The sequence below is a fragment of the Mesorhizobium sp. BR1-1-16 genome (assembly GCF_020165495.1).
GTDB lineage: Bacteria > Pseudomonadota > Alphaproteobacteria > Rhizobiales > Kaistiaceae > Kaistia.
Map to the genome: position 1 here is coordinate 366,719 of NZ_JAIUIE010000004.1, position 15,703 is coordinate 382,421.

The 15,703-nt window shown below is 67.7% G+C and carries 13 protein-coding genes; 11 read left to right on the forward strand and 2 right to left on the reverse strand.

The genetic code is table 11. From position 1 onward, the window contains the following. The first annotated feature begins 81 nt into the window (after positions 1 to 81). From LB518_RS12465 to LB518_RS12505, 9 genes are all read left to right on the forward strand, one after another. Positions 82 to 3,405: a transglutaminase family protein gene (locus tag LB518_RS12465; RefSeq protein WP_224577829.1), complete on the forward strand. Its 3,324-nt coding sequence runs from the start codon at positions 82 to 84 to the stop codon at positions 3,403 to 3,405. A gap of 4 nt (positions 3,406 to 3,409) precedes the next feature. After that, the gene (locus LB518_RS12470) at positions 3,410 to 5,917 is read left to right on the forward strand and encodes a circularly permuted type 2 ATP-grasp protein (RefSeq protein ID WP_224577830.1); all 2,508 of its coding nucleotides are present in this window, start codon (positions 3,410 to 3,412) and stop codon (positions 5,915 to 5,917) included. Positions 5,918 to 5,919: 2 nt separating this feature from the next. After that, positions 5,920 to 6,801 carry a transglutaminase family protein gene (locus LB518_RS12475; RefSeq protein WP_224577831.1) on the forward strand — a complete coding sequence of 294 codons (882 nt, stop codon included), beginning with the start codon at positions 5,920 to 5,922 and terminating at the stop codon, positions 6,799 to 6,801. Positions 6,802 to 7,001: 200 nt separating this feature from the next. Further along, entirely contained in the window at positions 7,002 to 7,283 is a 282-nt protein-coding gene (locus LB518_RS12480; RefSeq protein ID WP_073053560.1) for an acyl carrier protein, read from the forward strand. A 7-nt stretch (positions 7,284 to 7,290) separates the two neighbouring features. Continuing rightward, positions 7,291 to 7,770, forward strand: coding sequence for a 3-hydroxyacyl-ACP dehydratase FabZ family protein (locus tag LB518_RS12485; RefSeq protein WP_224577832.1), 480 nt, complete (start codon positions 7,291 to 7,293; stop codon positions 7,768 to 7,770). Further along, positions 7,767 to 8,981 (forward strand): beta-ketoacyl-ACP synthase, encoded by a 1,215-nt coding sequence (locus LB518_RS12490; protein WP_224577833.1) that lies wholly within the window; start codon positions 7,767 to 7,769, stop codon positions 8,979 to 8,981. The genes LB518_RS12485 and LB518_RS12490 overlap by 4 nt, the downstream gene beginning before the upstream one ends. 15 nt (positions 8,982 to 8,996) lie before the next feature. Then, positions 8,997 to 10,277: a beta-ketoacyl-ACP synthase gene (locus tag LB518_RS12495; protein WP_224577834.1), complete on the forward strand. Its 1,281-nt coding sequence runs from the start codon at positions 8,997 to 8,999 to the stop codon at positions 10,275 to 10,277. Positions 10,278 to 10,417: 140 nt separating this feature from the next. Beyond that, the gene (locus LB518_RS12500) at positions 10,418 to 11,443 is read left to right on the forward strand and encodes a zinc-binding dehydrogenase (RefSeq protein WP_073053554.1); all 1,026 of its coding nucleotides are present in this window, start codon (positions 10,418 to 10,420) and stop codon (positions 11,441 to 11,443) included. Between the two features lie 4 nt (positions 11,444 to 11,447). Continuing rightward, on the forward strand, positions 11,448 to 12,383 hold the full coding sequence (locus tag LB518_RS12505; RefSeq protein ID WP_224577835.1) for a lipid A biosynthesis lauroyl acyltransferase: 936 nt from the start codon (positions 11,448 to 11,450) through the stop codon (positions 12,381 to 12,383). A gap of 33 nt (positions 12,384 to 12,416) precedes the next feature. Here the strand turns inward: LB518_RS12505 and LB518_RS12510 are convergent, their stop codons facing one another. Further along, positions 12,417 to 13,568 carry an FAD-dependent oxidoreductase gene (locus LB518_RS12510; protein WP_224577836.1) on the reverse strand — a complete coding sequence of 384 codons (1,152 nt, stop codon included), beginning with the start codon at positions 13,566 to 13,568 and terminating at the stop codon, positions 12,417 to 12,419. 85 nt (positions 13,569 to 13,653) lie between these two features. On the opposite strand from LB518_RS12510, the gene LB518_RS12515 reads away from it, so the two are divergent. Both LB518_RS12515 and LB518_RS12520 read left to right on the forward strand, forming a co-directional pair. Then, on the forward strand, positions 13,654 to 14,325 hold the full coding sequence (locus LB518_RS12515; RefSeq protein ID WP_224577837.1) for a TetR/AcrR family transcriptional regulator: 672 nt from the start codon (positions 13,654 to 13,656) through the stop codon (positions 14,323 to 14,325). Positions 14,326 to 14,403: 78 nt separating this feature from the next. Continuing rightward, positions 14,404 to 14,883 (forward strand): MmcB family DNA repair protein, encoded by a 480-nt coding sequence (locus LB518_RS12520; protein ID WP_224577838.1) that lies wholly within the window; start codon positions 14,404 to 14,406, stop codon positions 14,881 to 14,883. Between the two features lie 18 nt (positions 14,884 to 14,901). Here LB518_RS12520 and LB518_RS12525 read toward each other — a convergent pair whose 3' ends face one another. After that, a complete protein-coding gene (locus LB518_RS12525) occupies positions 14,902 to 15,684 on the reverse strand; it encodes a M48 family metallopeptidase (protein ID WP_224577839.1) in 783 nt (260 codons plus the stop codon). Between the last annotated feature and the right edge of the window lie 19 nt (positions 15,685 to 15,703).

Sequence of the window (15,703 nt, forward strand, 5' to 3'; positions counted from 1 at the left end):
GTCACGCCGGCCTTGGCGCGTTTGTTGCGTCTTCGTGTATCGTTCGGCGACGACCGCCGCCCAAGAGAGTTTCGCTGACCAATGTCAATCCTCGCCGCGCTTCGCCACGTCACCCGCTACCGCTACGACAAGCCGGTCGCGCTGGGGCCGCAGGTCATCCGCCTGCGCCCGGCGCCGCATTGCCGGACCAAGGTGCCGAGCTATTCGCTCTCGGTGAAACCCGCCAACCACTTCGTGAACTGGCAGCAGGATCCGCACGGCAACTGGCAGGCGCGCTTCGTCTTTCCCGAGAAGACGCAGGAATTCGAGATCGCCATCGATCTCGTCGCCGAACTCGAGGTCTACAATCCGTTCGATTTCTTCGTCGAGCCCTATGCCGAGACGTTTCCCTTCACCTATGAGCCTTCGCTCGCCGAGGAGCTTGCCGCCTATCTGAAGCCGGAGCCGTCGGGACCTCTGCTCGATGCCTTTGTCGCCAGCATTCCGCGCGACACGATGCAGATCGTCGACTTCCTGGTCGCGATCAACCAGCGCCTGCAGGGCGACATCAAATATCTGATCCGCATGGAGCCCGGCGTGCAGACGCCGGAGGAGACGCTCGGCAACGCCTCCGGCTCGTGCCGCGACACCGGCTGGCTGCTGGTGCAGGCGCTGCGTAAGCTCGGCCTCGCCGCCCGTTTCGTCTCCGGCTATCTCATTCAGCTGAAGCCGGACGTCCCGGCGCTCGACGGACCATCGGGAACCGAGGTCGACTTCACCGACCTCCACGCCTGGGCCGAGGTCTATATCCCCGGCGCCGGCTGGGTCGGCATGGACCCGACGTCGGGCCTCTTCACCGGCGAAGGCCACCTGCCCCTCTCGGCGACGCCACATTACCGCTCGGCCGCGCCGATCACCGGCAGCTTCGCGGCCGATCCCGACACGCGGACCGAATTCGATTTCGAAATGCGGATCGACCGCATCGCCGAGCAGCCGCGCGTCACGCTGCCCTTCTCGGATGAGAGCTGGGCGGCGCTGGACGCGCTCGGTCACAAGGTGGACGAGGAACTGAAGGCCAACGATGTCCGCCTGACCATGGGCGGCGAGCCTACCTTCGTCTCGATCGATGACTACCAGTCGGCCGAGTGGAACACCGCGGCTGTCGGCCCGACCAAGCGGACACGCGCCGACGACCTCATCCGCCGCCTGCGCGACCGTTTCGCGCCCGGCGGCTTCCTGCATTACGGCCAGGGCAAGTGGTATCCGGGCGAGAGCCTGCCGCGCTGGACCTTCGCGATCTACTGGCGCAAGGACGGCAAACCGATCTGGCAGGATGCGAACTGGATCGCGGCCGAGGGCAAGGCGGAGCGCGCTTCGGCTGACGATGCCAAGGCGCTGCTGGAAAATCTCTCCGAGCGGCTCGGCATCCCCCCGAGCTTCGTCATCCCCGCCTATGAGGATCCGGCGCACTGGATCCTCAAGGAAGCCGAGCTGCCGGAAAACGTGACGACGTCGGATTCGAAGCTGGAAGATGCCGAGGCGCGCGCCCGCATCGCCCGCGTCTTCGAGCGCGGCCTTGCCAATGCCTCGGGCTATGTACTGCCCGTGCAGCGCTGGCAGGCGCAGGCGCGCTCGAAGCGGCGCTGGGCGTCCGAGCGCTGGCCGCTGCGCCGCGGGCGCATCTTCCTGGTGCCCGGCGACAGCCCGGTCGGCTACCGCCTGCCGCTTTCCTCGCTGCCCTATGTCCCGGCGTCGTCCTATCCGTTCATCGTCCAGGCTGATCCCGGTTCGATCAACACGCCGCTGCCCGATCCGGAAGAGATCGCGGCGCAGCTTTCACGCCCCGGCACCGAGCGCGACGCCGAGCGGGCCGAGCAGATCGCCCAGTATTTCACCGGCACCGGCGCGGTGCGCACCGCGATCAGCATCGAGCCGCGCGATGGGCGGCTGTGCGTGTTCATGCCGCCGACCGAGCGGCTCGAGGACTATCTGGAGCTGATCGCCTCCGTCGAGGCAACGGCGCGCGAGCTCGAGCTTCCGGTGCATGTCGAGGGCTATCCGCCGCCGATCGATCCGCGCCTCAATGTGATCAAGGTGACGCCGGACCCCGGCGTGATCGAGGTCAACATCCATCCCTCCGCCGACTGGACGCAGTGCGTTGCGACGACTCGCGACCTTTATGAAGACGCACGGCAGGCGCGGCTCGGCACCGAGAAGTTCATGACCGACGGCCGCCATACCGGCACCGGCGGCGGCAATCATGTCGTGGTCGGCGGCGCCCATCCGGCCGACAGCCCGTTCCTGCGCCGCCCGGACCTCCTGAAGAGCCTCGTCACCTACTGGCAGCGCCATCCCTCGCTGTCGTTCCTTTTCTCGGGCCTCTTCATCGGGCCGACGAGCCAGGCGCCGCGCATCGACGAGGCGCGCAACGATTCGCTCTATGAGCTCGAAATCGCGATGTCGAAGGTGTCGCCGCCCGGCTGGGGCGCGCCGCCGCCGCCCTGGCTGGTCGACCGCCTGTTCCGCAACCTGCTCGTCGACGTCACCGGCAATACGCATCGCGCCGAGATCTGCATCGACAAGCTCTATTCGCCGGATGGGCCGACGGGCCGGCTCGGCCTCGTCGAGTTCCGCTCCTTCGAGATGCCGCCGGATTACCGGATGAGCCTTGCGCAGCAATTGCTGGTGCGCGCGCTTATTTCGTGGTTCTGGAAGCAGCCGCAGCAGGGTTCCCTGGTGCGCTGGGGCACGCAGCTGCATGACCGTTTCATGCTGCCGCATTTTGTCTGGGCCGATTTCCTCGACGTGCTCGGCGATCTGCGCAATGCCGGCTATCCGTTCGATCCGGTCTGGTTCGAGGCACAGCGCGAGTTCCGCTTTCCCTTCTCCGGCGTCGTCGAGCAGCAGGGCGTGCGGCTCGAACTCCGGCAGGCGCTGGAGCCCTGGCATGTGCTCGGCGAGGAAGGGGCGATCGGCGGCACGGTGCGCTATGTCGATTCGTCCGTCGAGCGGTTGCAGGTCAAGGCCGAGGGGCTCGATCCGCGCCGTCATATCGTCGCCTGCAATGGCCGCCGCCTGCCGATGACCTCGGCCGGCACGGCCGGCAGCTTCGTCGCCGGCGTGCGCTTCAAGGCCTGGCAGCCGGCTTCCGGCCTGCATCCGACCATTCCGGTGCATGCGCCGCTCTTGTTCGACATCGTCGACAGCTGGTCGGGCCGCTCGCTCGGCGGCTGCGTCTATCATGTCGCCCATCCCGGTGGCCGCAACTATGAGACATTTCCGGTGAATTCCTATGAGGCAGAGGCGCGTCGTCTCGCCCGCTTCGAGGCGATCGGCCATACCGGCGGCTCGTTCATGCCACCCGTCGAGCCCTCCTCGGCCGAATTCCCGCTGACGCTCGATCTTCGTCGTCCGGCCGGGATCTGAGGCGGTGCCCCGCCGGGAATCAACGCGCAAGAGCCGCGCCGTCGCCGAAAGGGCCGCGCGGCTCGTCAGGCATTACAAGCCGTTGCCGGGCGTCGCCGACGAGCTGATCGGCAAGGACGGCCGCATCCGCCCGCATTGGCAGCGCTTCGTCGACACCATGGCCGAACTCGGCAGCCGCGAGGTGGCGCATCGCTTCGCGCTCGCCGACCGTCATCTGGCCGAATCGGGCGTGGTGATGCGCGTCTATGGCGCGGAGACCGGCGACGAGCGGCCCTGGCCGCTGGCGCATGTGCCCTTCCTGATCGAGCCCGAGGAGTGGAAGCATCTCGAGGCCGGGCTGATCCAGCGGGCGAAGCTGCTCGACGCCATCCTCGGCGACACCTATGGCGACGGCACGCTGGCGGCCGATGGCGCGCTGCCGGCGGCGATCCTCGCCGGAAGTCCGGAATTCCTGCGCCCGCTGGTCGGCTCGCAGCCGGTCGGCGGCCATCACCTGCGCCTCTATGCCGTCGATGTCGGCCGCGGGCCCGATGGCGACTGGTGGGTGATCTCCGACCGCACCCAGGCGCCTTCCGGCGCCGGCTATGCGCTTGAAAACCGCATCGCGCTGTCGCAGGCGCTGCCCGACGTCTATCGCTCGTTCAAGGTCGAGCGCCTCGCCGGCTTCTTCCAGGATTTCCGCGCCGGCCTCAATGCGCTCAACCGCCATGAGGAGACGCGCGTCGCGCTGCTGACGCCGGGTCCGCTCAACGAGACCTATTTCGAGCACGCCTATCTCGCCCGCTATCTCGGCTTCGTGCTCGTCGAGGGCGAGGATCTCACGGTGCGCGACGACACGGTCTATATGCGCACCATCACCGGGCTGAAGCGCGCCGACGTGCTGCTGCGCCGTCTCGACGCCGATTTCGCCGATCCGCTCGAGCTCAACCCGGCCTCGCGGCTCGGCGTGCCCGGCCTTGCCGGCGCTGTCCGCCATCGCAATGTCGCCATCGCCAATGCGCTCGGGTCGGGCGTCGTCGAGGCGCGGGCGATGATGGGCTTCCTGCCTGGCCTTGCGCAGCGCATCCTCGGCGAAAAGCTGATCCTGCCGAATGTCGCCACCTGGTGGTGCGGACAGACGCTGGAGCGCGATCATGTCGTCGAACACTTCGACCGCATGGTGATCGCGCCGGCGCTGGGCGCCACGCTGCCGGGCATCCTCGCACGCGGTCCCGTCCTCGGCGCCAATCTGTCGCCCGAGGAAAAGGCCCAGCTCATCGATGCGATCGGCCGGCGCGGCCAGGACTATGTCGGGCAGGAAGTGGTGAAGCTCTCGACGACGCCGGTGTGGCGCGGCGAGGGCGACGACGCCCGGCTCGAGCCGCGGCCCTCGATCCTGCGCCTCTATGTCGCGCGCACCGCCGATGGCTGGAAGGCGATGCCGGGCGGTTTCTGCCGCATCTCCGAACGCACGGATGCCCGCGCCGTCACGCTGCAGCAGGGCGGCGCCTCGGCCGATGTCTGGGTGCTCTCCGACGGCCCTGTCGCGGAAACGACGCTGCTCGGCTCGCCTGACAAGGTCGCGCTTCGCCGCGCCACCTCGACGCTGCCGAGCCGCGCCGCCGAGAACCTTTTCTGGCTCGGCCGCTATGTCGAGCGCACCGAACAGGCGCTGCGCCTCGTGCGCGCCGTCGCCGGCCGCCTCGTCGATGCCGAGGGGCATGGCGGCGCGGTGGCACGGCTCGTCGGCATCCTCGTTGCGGCGGGCGCGGCCGAATCCGATCGCGGTCCGATGCAGCCGGCCCGCCTGGCGCTCGCCGCGCTGACCGACCGGCGCGCCTTCAACACCATTCCGCGCCTCGCCGAGGCGTCGCGCCGGGCTGCTTCCGTCATCCGCGACCGCCTGTCGCCCGATGCCTGGCGCGCCGTGGCGGATCTCGAAATCCTGCTCAACCGGCCGCTCGCCGCCCATACCGGCAGCGACATGCATGAGCGGGCCAGCGACGCGCTCAGGATCGTCGCCGCCTTTTCGGGCCTCGCACAGGAAAACATGGTGCGCCACAATGGCTGGCGCTTCCTCGAGATGGGCCGCCGCATCGATCGCGGCCTCGGCGTCGCCCGCGCGTCGCGCTTCTGCGGCCTTGCCGGGACGAGCGCCGAGCTCGACGCCCTGCTCGAGATCGCCGACAGCCAGATCACCTATCGCATCCGCTATGTCATGCAGGCGGCGCGCGTTCCCGTGGTCGATCTGGTGCTGCTCGATGGCGGCAATCCGCGCTCGCTCGCCTTCCAGGCCGATCGCATCCGCCAGTCGCTCGCCAATCTGCCGGGACATGCGCCGGCCGGCATGCTCGCGCCTGCCGATCGTCTCGCCTCGCGCCTTGCCTCGGAACTGGAGACGGCGGACGCATCCGCTCTCGATGCCGACACGATCATCGGCTACGAGCAGACCCTGATGCGCATTTCCGACGAGATCGCGCTGGCCTATTTCACCCATCGACGGCCGCTTTCGCCGCTCGAGGGCGGAGACTGATCGTGCTCTACGACATCAAGCTGGTGACCGAGTATCGCTATGCGAGCCCGGTGCCCTTCGCGCGGCAGGTGTTGCGGCTGCTGCCCGTCGAACGGCCGGGCCAGCGCGTCATTGCCGCTGACCTTTCCATTCGCCCGGCCCCGACCGAGCGCACGGACAGCCTCGATTTCTTCGGCAACCGCATCACGACGGTCGCCTTCGCGTTTCCGCACAGCGAATTGCGGCTGGAGACGCGGGCTCGCGTGCTCGTCGAGAAGGCCGAGACGCGGGCGACGCAGAAGACGCCGCCCTTCGAGCAGATCCGGCGCAGCGCCGTCGCCGAAACCGATCTCGGGCCGAAATCGCCGGTGCATTTCCTGTTTGCGAGCCGCCTGATCGCCCTCGACGAGGCGATCGGCGACTATGCGCAGGAGAGCTTCCCGCCGGGAAAGCCGATCCTCGAAGGCGCCTTCGAGCTGACGAAGCGGATCAAGGCCGAATTCAAATACGATCCCGAGGCGACGGATGTCAGCACGCTGCCGGCCGATGCCTTCGCCAAGCGCGCCGGCGTCTGCCAGGACTTCGCGCATGTGATGATCGCCGGGCTCAGGACCATCGGCCTGCCGGCCGCCTATGTCAGCGGTTTCCTGCGCACAGAGCCGCCGCCCGGCCAGCCGCGCCTCGAAGGCGCCGACGCGACGCATGCCTGGGTCGCGGTCTGGTGCGGCCGCGAGGCGGGCTGGATCGGGCTCGATCCGACCAACGGCGTCCCCGCGGCCGAGGACCATGTCGTGCTCGCGGTCGGGCGGGATTATTCCGATGCGGCGCCGGCCGACGGCGTCATCGTGATCTCCGGCGACCATTCGATCGATGTTGCGGTTGACGTCATCCCGGTCGGTGCATAGGTGGCGTGCGAGCCGTTCAAAGCTGCGGCACGCCGACAGGCTGGTATTTCGCGCCCGCACACGGTATCAGGACGGCAGCAATTGCTTCGCTATCCGGCCTGTCGGACTGGCTCGATGGCAGCGCGCGCGGCCCCGTGCCGCTTCGACGCTGCCGGCGTCGCCACCCGGAAGCCCGCGAGAACATAGGACCACTGACCGTCATGTCATCCACGTTCGACATCGTTGCCGATGTGATCTCCGAGACGAGCGAAATCCCGCGCGAGAAGATCACGCCGGAGATGCACGCGATCGACGACCTCGGCATCGACAGCCTCGACTTCCTCGACATCGTGTTTGCGCTCGACAAGAAGTTCGGCATCAAGATTCCGCTCGAGCAGTGGACGCAGGAAGTGAATGCAGGCAAGGCCTCGGTCGAGGAGTATTTCCTGCTGAAGAACCTCTGCGCCCATATCGACGAACTGATCGCCAAGAAGAACGCCTGACGGCGAAATGCGCCTCGAATATTTCCAGATGATCGACAGCGTCGTCACCTTCGACGCCGCTGCCGGAACCATTCACTGCCGGGCGATCGTCCCGGAGCGCAGTCCCGTGTTCGAGGGCCATTTCCCCGGCTATCCGATCATGCCGGGCGTGTTGCTCATCGAAACGATGGCGCAGGCCTCCGGCTATCTGATCCTCGGCCTCAACGAACTCGCGCGCATGCCGTTCTTCATGGGCGTCAAGAAGGCGAAGTTCCGCAAGTTCGTCCAGCCCGGCGCGATCCTCGACGTCCATGCCAGCCTCGTACACGAGGGCTCCGGCTTCACGGTGACCAATGCGCGGATCGAGCAGGATGGCCCGGTCTGCGATGCCGAGCTGACGCTCCGGATCATGGATTTCCCCGCGGCTGAACTCCGCGGCGAACTCGTCAAGCGCGCGGAGGCGATCGGCCTGGCGCCGGGCGCCGCCCCCATCACGGAAGAATCATGAGCGCCCCGAACGACGTCCTCGTCACCGGCATCGGCCTCGTCTCCTCGCTGGGCGAGGGGCTCGATGCGCATTGGCACGCCATGGCCGAGACCGGCGCGCGGCCTCATCCCGCCGAAACGGGCAAGTTCAAGCCGTTTCCCGTCTTCCCGATGGTGCCGCTCGAACTCGACAAGCAGATCCCGCGCCGCGCCGATATCCGCCAGATGGAAACCTGGCAGCGGCTCGGCACCTATACGGCAGGCCTGGCGCTGGACGATGCCGGCCTCACCGGCGATGCCGAGCGGCTGGCCCGCATGGACATGGTGGTGGCTGCCGGCGGCGGCGAGCGCGACCTCGATGTCGACGGTCAGATCCTCGCCGGCCTCGAGACGGCGGCCGAGCCGGCCTCGTTTCTCAACGAGCATCTCGCCAACGACCTCAGGCCGACGCTGTTTCTCGCCCAGCTCTCCAATCTTCTCGCCGGCAATATCTCGATCGTCCACAAGGTGACCGGGTCGTCGCGCACCTTCATGGGCGAGGAAATCGCCGGCATCAGCGCCGTCGAGGTTGCGGCGCGGCGCATCAGCGCCGGCCAGGGCGAACTTTTCCTCGTCGGGGCGGCCTATAATGCCGAACGCAAGGACATGCTGCTGTCGCTCGCCATGGGCCGCACGCTCTGGCAGGGCGAGCCGGCAACGGTCTGGGAGCGCGGCGCGGCTGCCGAGGGCGGCATGATCACCGGCTCGGCCGGCGCCTTCCTCGTGCTCGAATCGCGCGCCCATGCCGAGGCGCGCGGCAAGTCGGCCTATGCGAAACTCTCCTCCGTCCTTTCAGGACGCAGCCGGCGCGGGCCGGGCGACGCCGCCAAGGTGGCGCGCAAGCAGTTCGACGAGCTTTCGGCACAGTTCGGTCCGACACCGCCCGGCGTTCTTTCCGGTGCCAACGGCATCGCCGCGGCGACCGCTGAAGAGCGCGCGCTCTGGGACGCGCTTGTCGCCGAGGGCAAGGTCGGCGGCGTCAGGGCGACGCAGACGTTGATCGGCAACGCGATCGAGGCGGCCTTTCCGGTCCAGGTCGCACTTGCCGCACTGGCGATCGCGCGACACGGTTTCTATCTTCCGACGGATGGCAGCGGCATCGAGCTGCCGGCGGCGACGCCGGCGCAGATCCTCGCCACCAGCTGGGGCTTCTGGCGCGGCGAGGGCATGGCACTCGTCGAAGCGGCGGACTGAAGGAAGGACATGGCGATGGCCAAGACTCGCGATCACCTCGGACGACCGGTCGTCGCCGTCACCGGCATGGGCGTCGTCTCCTCGCTCGGCCAGGGCATCGACGACAACTGGGCGGCGCTGACCGCCGGCAAATCGGGCATCCACCGGATTACCCGCTTTCCGACGCTGCATATGCGCACCACCATCGCCGGAACGGTCGATTTTCTCTATCCCGACGAAGTGCGCTCGCCGGTCCTTTCCGAGCGGCTCGCCCATCTCGCCGCCGCCGAGGCCGTGGAGCAATCGGGCATCGGCGCGCCGGGCGATTTTCCGGGCATGCTGTTCATGGCGGTGCCGCCGGTCGAGATCGAATGGCCGGCGCGGCGCGATTTCTTCGCCGGCACCGATCCCGAAGCCGGCGATGCCTATGACCGGATGATCCAGCGCGTGCTGTCGCTGAACGACCCGGACACCTATGAATTCGCGCTTTATGGCTGCGTCGCCGATCGCACCGCCGATCATTTCGGTACACGCGGCGCGCCGATCTCGCTGTCGACCGCCTGCGCCTCGGGCGCCTCGGCGATCCAGCTCGGCGTCGAGGCGATCCGCCGCGGCGATACGGAGGCGGCGCTGGTCGTCGGCACGGATGGCTCCGTGCGTATTGAGGGCCTCGTGCGCTTCTCGCTGCTTTCTGCGCTTTCGACGAGCAATGACGACCCGGAAAAGGCTTCGCGGCCCTTCTCTAGGGATCGCGACGGCTTTGTGATGGCGGAAGGCGCCGGCGCCTTGGTGCTTGAGGATTATGACGCTGCGCGGGCGCGCGGCGCCAATATCCTCGGCGTCATCAGGGGCATCGCCGAAAAGGCCGATGATTTCCACCGGACCCGCTCGAAGCCGGATGGCTCGCCCGTGATCGCTGCCATCCAGCAGGCGCTCGACGATGGCGGCGTTTCGACTGCCGATGTCGACTACATCAATGCTCATGGCACCGGCACGCCGGAGAATGACAAGATGGAAGCGATGTCGCTGGAGGCTGTGTTCGGCGAGGCGCTGAAGGGCATCCCGATCTCGTCCAACAAGTCGATGATCGGCCATACGCTGACGGCGGCTGGCGCGATCGAGGCGGTGTTCTCGCTGAAGACGATCGCCGAAGGCCTGATCCCGCCAACGATCAACTATCACAACCCCGATCCGGCGATCCCGCTCGACGTGGTGCCGAATGTCGCGCGGGCGCAGCCCGTTTCGATGGTGCTGTCGAATTCGTTCGGCTTCGGCGGCCAGAATGCCTGCCTGCTGATCGCCGCAGAGCCGGCGTGAACCGGGCCGCTGCACGCCGCGCTCTGGCGCAAGGGCGCGCGAACCGCTAAGCCTCAGCCATGAACCGCGGCCGCCTCCGGGCGGCCGTCAAGCCCTGCCGAAGGACGGCCGCTCTCGCGGCTGGATGGAACAAGATCTCGATGCGCGCGCTTCAGCTCCTCTCCGACCGCAAGCTTTCGATCGTCGACGTGCCAATGGCGGCGGAGCCCGGTCCCGGCGAAGTCCGCGTCAAGATCGGCGCGGTCGCGCTCAACCACATCGATGTCTGGGGCTGGCGCGGCATGGCCTTCGCCAAGCGCAAGCTGCCGCTGACCATAGGCGCCGAAGCGGCCGGCACCATCGAGAAGATCGGCCCGTCCGTCGAGGGGCTCGCCGTCGGCCAGCGCGTGGCGATCTACGGCGCGGAGACCTGCGGCATGTGCCCGGCCTGCCATGCCGGCCGCGACAATCTCTGCGAGAACGTCGCGGGTGTGCGCGGCTTCCATATCGACGGCCTCGCCACCGACTATGTGACGATGAAGGCCCGCCTCGTCGTGCCGGCGCCGGAAGGCGTCACGGTGCGCGATGCGGCCTGTACGCCCGTCACCTTCGGCACCGTCGAGCACATGCTGTTCGACAATGCCAAGCTCGAGGCCGGCCAGACCATTTTGATCCAGGCCGGCGGCAGCGGCATCGGCACGGCGGCGATCCAGCTTGCCCGCGCGGCCGGCGCGACGATCATCACCACGGTCGGCAGCCCCGAAAAGGCCGAGAAAGCCCGCGAGCTTGGCGCGCATCATGTCATCAACTATCGCGAAGAGCGGTTCGAGGGCGTCGTGCGCAAGCTGACCAAGAAGCGCGGCGTCGATGTCGTGTTCGAGCATGTTGGCGTCGATACCTGGGCCGGCAGCATGTTCTCGCTGCGCCGTGGCGGCACGCTCGTCACCTGCGGCTCGACCACCGGCATCTCGGCCGAGATCAATCTCTTCCAGCTCTACCAGCAGCAATTGCGCCTGATCGGCTCATTCGGCTGCCGCATCGAGAACATCGCCCACGCCATGGGCAAGATCGGCACGGGCATCGTCACGCCCGTCATCGACAGCGTCGTCGATCTCGAAGATATCGACAGCGCCCTCGACCGGATCGAGCAGCGCCAGGTCTTCGGCAAGATCATCGTGACGCTCTGACGCGATGAGCAAGGCCGAGCGCAAGCGGCGACGCAAGGAGTTCACGCGGAGGCTCCTGCGCTCCCCGCTCGTCAATGCCGTCATCGGCGGCACGGTGCGCGGGCTGATCGGCTTCGTGCGCCTGCTCGGGCCGAAAGCCGCCGGCGGACTGGCCGACCGGCTCTCGCGCTTCGTCGGTCGCTTCGTGCCGGAATCGCGGCTCGCGCTCGCCAATCTCGCCGCGGCCTTTCCCGAGAAGTCGCTGGAAGAACGGCAGGCGATCCTCGACAACGCCTGGGCGAGCCTCGGCCGGACGGTGGTCGAATATGTCCATATCGACAAGCTGATCGATATCGACCCTTATCATCCCGAGCGCGGCCGCACCGAGATCGACGGGCTCGACCAGTTCCTGGCCCTGCGCGAGGACGGCAGGCCCGGCATCATCTTCTCGGCCCATCTCGCGAACTGGGAGGCGCTTGCCATCGTCGCGGCGCGCTTCGATCTGCCCGTGGTCGCGCTTTTCCGCATGCCGAGCAATAACCGCATCGCGCAGGACCTGATGGCCCGGCGCGAGGAACTGATGGGCACGCTCGTCGCCTCGGGTCGCGGCGCCACCTTCGAAGTCGCGGCCGCGCTCGATCGCGGCGAGCATCTCGGGCTGCTCACCGACCAGCATCACACAGGCGGGCCGCGCGTGCCGTTCTTCGGCCGCCTCGTCTCGGCCAATCCGCTCGTCGCCCGTCTTGCGCGTCAGTATGAGTGCCCGGTGCATGGCGCGCGCACCATCCGCCTGCCCGATGGCCGCTTCCGCGTCGAGCTAACCCCGCCGCTCGACATGCCGCGCGACGCCGAAGGCCGCATCGATGTCGCCGGCGGCACCGCGCTGGTGATGTCCGTGGTCGAAGGCTGGGTGCGCGAACATCCCGACCAATGGCTCTGGCTGCATAACCGCTGGCGCTAGAAGGCTCGCGACGCGGCACGCTGGCCGCAGGCATCAGGACTGCCGGGCGACCGTTTCACCTGCCTCGCTGACGCCACTGAAGAAGTCGACCAGTCCGAAGGGCGCGCGTGCGTCGAAGCAGAGCTCCAGGATCTGGTCCGCGCCGGCTGCGGACGCCTCGCTGCGCGGAAACATCGCCGCCTCATAGGCAGCGAACGCTGCTTCACTGTCGTCAGGGTGAGCAGCGAGCGCCAAAGCGAGTTCGGCACCGTCGAGTATGGCGAGGTTGGCGCCTTCCCCGTTCGGGGCGGCGAGGTGAGCGGCGTCGCCAATGAGCGTCACCCCCGGCACTCTGGTCCATCGGTGGTTGCCGGGGAGCGCATAGATCATACGCGGAACCGGCGCGGTATCGCTGTCGGTTAACAGCGCCGTCAGCGCCGGCGACCAGCCCTCGAATTCGGCCGCGACCCGACCCATCGCGGCGGCGGGGTCGGTGAAATCAATGCCAGCGATCCAATCCGCCGGGCGGCGAAGCGCAATATAGGCATGGAGCACTCCGCCGGCCTCGCGATGGGCGAAGATTCCTGTTTCCGGCATGAACGCGAACAGGGCGCCCGATCCGGCCGCTTCGGCCGTCTCCGGGTGCCTGTTGTCCACGTCATGCAGGTAGGTCTCGACGAATGTCATGCCGACATAGGCAGGCCAGGCGTCGGACAGCAGCGGCCTGACCTTCGACCACGCTCCGTCCGCGCCGACGAGCAGTCCAGCGCTTGCTTTCGACCCGTCCTCAAAGACCAGTTCATGCCGACCCCCGCCCGTAGCGGCAAGGCCGCTCAGCTTCTTGCCCCACTGGACCGTCCCTGCGGGCAGGGATTCGAGCAGAATCCGTCTGAGATCGCCGCGCAGGACTTCGGGACGGCCGCCTGTGCCATCGTCGGGCTTCTCGAACAGCAAAGCCCCGGTGCGGTCGAGCACGCGCATGGCTTCGCCGCCCTCGTGGATGATCGCCCTGAAGGCCTCGAACAAGCCGGCAGCCTTGAGCGCGCGTTGGCCGTCCTCCGCGTGGATGTCGAGCTGGCCGCCCTGCCTGCGGGTTTCCGCCGAGGGCTCTGCCTCGTAGATGGTGGCCGCGATGCCGTGAACATGCAGGACGCGCGCCAGGACGAGCCCGCCGAGGCCTGCGCCGATGATCGTGACATGAACCATTTCGATAATCCCTGCAAAAGGTTTATGGAACGGCGTTCCATTGCCTCCCATTTGGAACGCGGTTCCATTCATGTCAAGATGGGCCATGGCACCCGAGACACGACGGACCGAACGGCGCAGGGATTCTCTTTCCAAGGAGCGGATCGTCGCGGCCGCGATCGAGATCCTCGATGCCGAAGGCGAGAGCGCGCTGACGTTCCGCACGCTCGCGTCGCGGCTGCAAACCGGCAGCGGGGCGATCTATTGGCACGTCGCCGACAAGGACGATCTGCTCGCCGCCGCGACCGACGCCATCATCGCCCGCGTCATGGTCGCGCTTGTCGCCGGGGATGAGCCGAAGGCTGCCATCCGAGCCGTCGCGCTCGGGGTCTTCGATGCCATCGATGTGCATTCCTGGGTGGGGGCCCAGCTGTTCCGCGAGCCTTGGCGGCCGGCCATGCTGCAGATCATCGAGACCATCGGCGGCCGCCTCCAGGCACTCGGCCTGCCCGAACACGCGCTGTTCGACGCCGGATCCGCGCTCGTGCACTACATTCTCGGCGTCGCCGGTCAAAACGCCGCGAACGCCCGCATGCATAAGCCCTCGGTCGACCGCGCCGCCTATCTCGGATCGGTCGCCGACCGGTGGGCACAGCTCGACCCCGCCGCATATCCGGTCGTGCGAAGGATGGTCGTCCAACTGCGCGACCATGACGACCGGGCGCAGTTCCTCGCCGGCATCGACCTCATCCTTGCCGGCATCGAAACCATCCGCTAGCCGCCAGCCTGGCCGCCACAGCCTCATTCGCGTCGCGGCCTCTTGAAGACGGGGGCGCGGACGTGGCAAAATCCGTTCATGGTTTATTCCGCAGCTATCGCCTTTCCGCGCGACGGACGGCAATCCGACATGGCGCTCGCCCTGCAGCGTGGCATCGGGCGGCTGTTCCGTGCTCGTGGCCATGCCGTGCTCTCCGAGCTGGTGCTGGCCAGCGGCCGGCGCGCCGATGTCGTGGCGCTCGGGCCGGGCGGGGAATTCACCATCGTCGAGATCAAGTCTTCGATCGAGGATTTCCGGGCCGACCGCAAATGGCTCGACTATGCGCCGTTCTGTGACCGGCTCTATTTCGCGAGCCATGCCGGCGTCCCTTCCGAGGTCTTCCCGCAGGAAGCCGGCCTCATCCTCGCCGATGCCTATGGCGCGGAAATCCTGCGCGAGCCACCCGCGACGCCGCTCACCGCAGCACGGCGCAAGGCGATGATGATCCAGTTCGGCAAGGTCGCCGCCCATCGACTGCACGGCCTGTTTGATCCGGAGGCGGGATTTTCGGAGATCTAGGCGCCCGCCTGACCGACATCAGACCGCGCCAACAGCATGCAGCGTGGCGCCGTTTCGTGTCAGCCAGGTCTTGGCCGTCTCCATCTCGGGGCAGATCTGGCGCACCAGCTTCCAGAAACGCGGCGAATGGTTCATCTCGCGCAGATGTGCCACCTCATGCGCGACGAGATAGTCGAGCACCGCGGGCGGCGCCATCACGACGCGCCAGGAATAGGAAATCGTCCCCGAACTCGAGCATGAGCCCCAGCGGCTCGACGGATCGCCGAGGCGGATCGCCTTGACGCTCACGCCGAGCGCCGCCGCATAGCGGGCGGTCGCCGCCTCGAAATCGGCACGAGCCTCGCGCTTCAGGAAATCTGTGACGCGGCGGCCAAGATGCGCGGTGTCGCCGGGGACGACGAGAACCGCACCGGCTTCGCTGCGCTCGACACGGACGAGGCCACGGCCCGGGCGATGGCGGATCGCGAGCATCTCGCCGCGCAGGGGTAGAAGCCCGCCATCGGCGAGGGGAACCGAAACCGGCAGGGCGTCGAGGCGTGCCTTCAGCCAGCCCCTGTGCCGATGAAGAAAAGCGCGCGCCTCATCGAGCGTGCCCCGCGCGGGGATGGTGACCACTGGCTGCCGCACGGCGCCTGTGAGCCGCAGCGTGTAGCGGCTGGCTCGCGGATTCCAGTTGATCGCAACGCGGACCGGTTCGCCCTCGATGTCAACATGGCAGTGATCGGGGCGGGGCGCAGCGCGTCCCCTGACGCGCTCCTTCGCCTTCGGCGGCGCCAGCATCCTCGTGAAGAAACCCGTCATGTCGCCTTCGACCCAGAGC

Bases quoted from the DNA above. Each gene is read 5' to 3' on its own strand.
- LB518_RS12465 (WP_224577829.1), top strand. From the start codon at position 82: ATGTCAATCCTCGCCGCGCTTCGCCACGTCACCCGCTACCGCTACGAC.
- LB518_RS12480 (WP_073053560.1), top strand. From the start codon at position 7,002: ATGTCATCCACGTTCGACATCGTTGCCGATGTGATCTCCGAGACGAGC.
- LB518_RS12485 (WP_224577832.1), top strand. From the start codon at position 7,291: ATGCGCCTCGAATATTTCCAGATGATCGACAGCGTCGTCACCTTCGAC.
- LB518_RS12490 (WP_224577833.1), top strand. From the start codon at position 7,767: ATGAGCGCCCCGAACGACGTCCTCGTCACCGGCATCGGCCTCGTCTCC.
- LB518_RS12495 (WP_224577834.1), top strand. From the start codon at position 8,997: ATGGCCAAGACTCGCGATCACCTCGGACGACCGGTCGTCGCCGTCACC.
- LB518_RS12500 (WP_073053554.1), top strand. From the start codon at position 10,418: ATGCGCGCGCTTCAGCTCCTCTCCGACCGCAAGCTTTCGATCGTCGAC.
- LB518_RS12505 (WP_224577835.1), top strand. From the start codon at position 11,448: ATGAGCAAGGCCGAGCGCAAGCGGCGACGCAAGGAGTTCACGCGGAGG.
- LB518_RS12510 (WP_224577836.1), bottom strand. From the start codon at position 13,568: ATGGTTCATGTCACGATCATCGGCGCAGGCCTCGGCGGGCTCGTCCTG.
- LB518_RS12515 (WP_224577837.1), top strand. From the start codon at position 13,654: ATGGCACCCGAGACACGACGGACCGAACGGCGCAGGGATTCTCTTTCC.
- LB518_RS12520 (WP_224577838.1), top strand. From the start codon at position 14,404: ATGGTTTATTCCGCAGCTATCGCCTTTCCGCGCGACGGACGGCAATCC.
- LB518_RS12525 (WP_224577839.1), bottom strand. From the start codon at position 15,684: ATGACGGGTTTCTTCACGAGGATGCTGGCGCCGCCGAAGGCGAAGGAG.